The 4,330-nt window shown below is 58.1% G+C and carries 2 protein-coding genes and 3 pseudogenes; 3 read left to right on the forward strand and 2 right to left on the reverse strand.

Annotation, left to right across the window (positions count from 1 at the left end):
* Window positions 1-531: 531 nt before the first annotated feature.
* Together BN1800_RS38950 and BN1800_RS38955 are read left to right on the forward strand one after the other, a co-directional pair.
* A complete protein-coding gene (locus tag BN1800_RS38950) occupies window positions 532-1,122 on the forward strand; it encodes a NodA family N-acyltransferase (RefSeq protein WP_027513916.1) in 591 nt (196 codons plus the stop codon).
* Window positions 1,123-1,191: 69 nt separating this feature from the next.
* Window positions 1,192-1,810 (forward strand): annotated as a pseudogene (locus BN1800_RS38955) (carbonic anhydrase).
* Window positions 1,811-1,978: 168 nt separating this feature from the next.
* Here the strand turns inward: BN1800_RS38955 and BN1800_RS43745 are convergent.
* Together BN1800_RS43745 and BN1800_RS38960 are read right to left on the reverse strand one after the other, a co-directional pair.
* Complete coding sequence (locus tag BN1800_RS43745; RefSeq protein ID WP_425299112.1) at window positions 1,979-2,338, reverse strand: helix-turn-helix domain-containing protein; 360 nt, start codon at window positions 2,336-2,338, stop codon at window positions 1,979-1,981.
* A 187-nt stretch (window positions 2,339-2,525) separates the two neighbouring features.
* Window positions 2,526-3,466 (reverse strand): annotated as a pseudogene (locus BN1800_RS38960) (IS630 family transposase).
* Window positions 3,467-4,214: 748 nt separating this feature from the next.
* On the opposite strand from BN1800_RS38960, the pseudogene BN1800_RS41075 reads away from it, so the two are divergent.
* Window positions 4,215-4,330 (forward strand): annotated as a pseudogene (locus BN1800_RS41075) (IS6 family transposase); the annotation flags it as partial.

The raw sequence follows: 4,330 nt of genomic DNA on the forward strand, positions 1-4,330 counted from the left end.
TAGCTTACGGCCGGACTGTTCATCCCAACCCATTATCCGACAACCGTTAAGCCGCTGACAACGTGACATCACCGTTCTACGGGCTCCCTGAGTAGGCCGATGAAGGATGGAAGCACGGTACGTCAGCGCCTTTTCTTTCTTGTAAAGCGCGAGACAGCCCTCTTGAAGTTCCTGTTTGGGATACGAGTCAAGGCCTTTGAACCGCATGTCTTCAGCTATCCATAGTGTGGATGCGTCAAATCGAAACAAACGATTTTACCGGTTTTGCAGAACGTCGCATATTGACATTTCAAGGAAGCCCCTGAAGGAAGTTGTCGATGTTTGCGTTAGCTCTGAGGAGCACTTTCGGCTCCGCGGAGCATTTTCCGGTGTACGCCTTCCGGTGTACGCCGAGCGTCAACCAAGCCGCATGTCCATCGCGGCTGGGTTCTTCGGTGATCCGCGCAAGCTACGTCGCGTCGGCTCAATGCGACTAGCTCTTCATGCATAGGCGCTTACCTCAAGAAACAGCAATAAAGACGAGGTCTGTCCATGCGCTCTGACGTACGGTGGCGGTTGTGCTGGGAAAACGATTTGCAACTGGCCGACCATGCCGCTCTCTCCGACTTCTTCCGAGAGAGCTATGGACGGACTGGGGCCTTCAATACAAAGCCATTCGAAGACGGCAGCAGCTGGGCCGGTGCGAGGCCGGAATTCCGCGCAATCGGCTACGACGCGCACGGCGTAGCCGCTCATATTGGTATACTGCGCCGCTTCATCAAAGTTGGCGAGGTCGATCTATTGGTGGCCGAACTAGGGTTGTATGGGGTCCGTCCGGATCTTGAGCGACTCGGAATCAGCTTTTCACTGAGCGATGTGTTCCCGGCGCTGCAGCAGCTTAGGGTCCCATTCGCTTTCGGCACGGTGCGGCACGCGATGCGCAACCATATGGAGAGGCTGTGCCGAGGCGGTCTGGCGACGATTGTGTCGGGCGTCCGCGTACGGTCGACTCTCGCTGATATGCGTCTCGACCTGCCGCCCACCCGCGTCGAGGACGTGCTCGTCGTCGTTGTGCCCTTTGGACGCTCGATGGACGAGTGGCCGTCCGGCACGCTGATCGACCGAAACGGCCCGGAACTATGAAGCGGGATTTAATATGTGGACTTCCAAGTGGTCGCCGCCGAGCGCCGTTTGCTTCTCATCCGAAAGGGAATGAATATGGAAAGGCGTGGCTCATCAAACGTTTGGCCTTGCTTGCGGCTTGCCCGCTTTGCGTCAAGACCGCTTATGCAGCGGAAGGCGTGCATTGGAGCTATGAAGGCGAAGCGGGTCCCGAGCCCTGGGTGTCTTTGACAAAGAGAACAGTGCTTGTTCGGCCGGTTCGCAGCAATCGCCGCTCGACATCAGGGCGCGATCAAGGCCGATATCCCGGACTTGGCATTAGACTGGAAAAGTGGCGGCGCGATCCTCAACAATGGGCACACAATCCAGGTGAAAGCCGCGCCCGGCGGCACGCTCCGCCGCGGCGACAAACGTTATGAGCTGGTGCAGTACCATTTCCATGCGCCGAGCGAACATCTGGTGGCCCGGCCGGTGAGCAGACCGCACTCCCGATGTCGATCCGAGCGGTTTGCTGCCGGCGTCACTCAAATATTGGACCTATGAGGGGTCGCTCACCACACCACCCTGCAGCGAGATCGTCGACTGGATGGTAGCGCAGGACCCGATCGAGGTGGACGCGGCCGATATCGAGAGGTTCACTGCGCTTTATTCGATGAATGCGCGTCCGGCACTCGTTTTAAGTCGCCGTTATATCCTGATCTCTAGCTGACGCGAGCTCGCAGCCTCTCGACCGCTCTACGGAACCGATTGCTCGATTTCGGCAGGGCAAAGCTTTGCCGAGATCAGATCACGCCTTCCGTGTTGGAGACTGCGCTGACGGTGTTTTTGCCCAAGCGATTTTGACGGCAGGGCAGAATAATGATGTTTTCGGAGACCATCAGATTGTTGGACGTGAGCCAACTCTCTGGTCCATAATGGGGATGGCGTGCGCATCATGGGCGACGTTTCGCGATATCTCGATCAGATGTAGCCCATCGAGACCGAGACATGGAATTCCTCCCAAAGCCATTTGGCCAGATCGCACCGACGCCAGCGCACGACCCATCGAGATAGGGCGTGGGACCACGCTCGACGGCTTGTGCCAAGGCCGCACGTTGATCGTCGGTTTGCCCGGAGCCTTGCCGTTGATCAAACCGTCGGGACCACGGGCGTTGAACCGCACCACCCAGTGACGCACGATCTGCACCGTGACTCTGCCGAGCCGAGCAGCATCAGCACGAGAGCCACCATCATAAATCGACGCGCCTGGCTGGCATCCTTTGTATGCCGTGCCAGAAGACGCAACCCGTCCCCGTCCAAGTCTGACCGCAACAAAATCGCTGACCCCATCGCAAACCTCCTGTTTGCGCTATGTATTCAGATTCGTCGGTTTTTGGAATCCCGAGAGTCAGCATCAATGAGGCTCGAATTAGAGCACGTCCACTTTAACCCGGGTCATATCCTGCTGCTGCGAAGTAGTTCGCACATTGTTGCGGTTCGAAGAGCTTGACGATGTCGCCAACGGTGTTCCACAGGGCGTCGACGGAGCGTTCGGCCCTTGCCGCAGAAGCGCCTTGAGCTTTGAGAAGGCGTTGTCGATCGGGTTGAAGTCAGGGCTATAAAGCGGGAGATAGGGTCAGCGTGCAGCCGGCGGTTTCTATGGCCTGTCGGATGCCATCTGCCTTGTGGGCCGGCAGCTTTTCCATGACGATGCCGCCGGGCGTGAGGGTCGGCACGAGAACCTGCTCGACATAGGCCCGGAAAGCCACTCCGTTCATCGCCCCGTCAATGACCATCGGCGCGGTCATGCCGGAGAGCCTGAGCGTCCTGGTGAACGTCGTAGTTTTCCAATGACCGTGCGGAACGCCCGATCGGCAACGCTCTCCGCGCGGCGAGCGACCGCGAAGCCGGGACATCTTCGTGGAAAGACCCGTCTCGTCTATGAAGACGAGGCGGGCTGGATCGAGATCAAGCTGTGCATCGAACCAGTCCTGACGCCGCTTCAGGAGGTCTGGCCGCGCCTGCTCCAATGCATGTGCGGTCTTTTTTTGAATGTGAAGCCGCGCTTGCGCAGCCAGACGTCGAGGGTGCTGCGGCCGATAGAGACGGATCGGCCCTCTTCCAGCCGCAAAACCATCTCGTTCAGCGTGATGTCCTTCGGCGCCTCGATCATGCCGATGATGAAAGCCTCATCATCGTCGAGACGGCAACCTCCAGGTCGACCCTGCTTGGCAGCGCTCACCTGACCCTGCCGGGCGCTCGCGATCCAGGCAATCGCCGTCGAAATCCCGATCCCGAACCGCGCTGCAGCCGACCGCGCGGACATCCCACCAGCCGACGCAGCCAAAACCCGGTGGCGAAGATCATCACTCAATGCTCGGGCCATATTCCCTCCGACAAATCAAAGACAGGAGGAGGGGATCACAGAAGCTCTAAAAAAGAATCCTCACGCGGATTCTGCTTTCATCGGACGCGCTCTAGCTCAATCCATCGCGCGAATGGGTGCTATGAAAACAAACGATTTTACCGTGTTGCTCAATGCAGATAAGACGACTGCACCTGACCTGCATCGATCTCGTCGCGGTTTGATCTTGTGACGAGGCCTATGGGGTTGGGCATGAAGCCCCTATCCCGAAAACAGAAAAGGAGTTACGACATGCATAACCCTATAGACCCAGACTTGGAGGACCTTTTTCGAGAGATTTGGGAACCGTCGCCCGAGGACGCGGTACGGTTGCTCGGGGATGAGCGCTTTGAAGTCCCTGTGGATATGAAGCCGGACGAGTCAGACTTGGAGGACCTTCTTCCAGTATGGAAGTTGCCCGATCCCCGGTCGCTCGACGATGAGGGCTCTGACTTCCCTGTGGACCTCTTCGAATTCAAGTCGTTCCAAACTAAGTCCGCTGCGGATTCCGTGCTGCCGAGCGTCAGCGAGGCTCGGGACTTACACTATCGACTGGGACTGGGCGACGACGCGCCTTCTCCAGGAGCACCCCAAGACGACGGTTGCGAGCTGTGCGCGGATTGGTTCAGCGCACATTCTCACACAGACTGGCTTATCTGAGCGGTCGATCGTGTGGACGCCACCGAGCAGTGCCGAGGCTCACTTCTCGAAATTAGGTCTCGATCCGGTGATGTCACGTTGTCAGCGGCTTAACGGTTGTCTGGTAATAGGTTGGGATGAACAGTCCGGCCGTAAGCTACAAGAACCACCGCTTTCCACCGCAGATCATCGCGCGTGCGGTCTGGC

The organism is Rhizobium sullae (assembly GCF_900169785.1).
GTDB lineage: Bacteria > Pseudomonadota > Alphaproteobacteria > Rhizobiales > Rhizobiaceae > Rhizobium > Rhizobium sullae.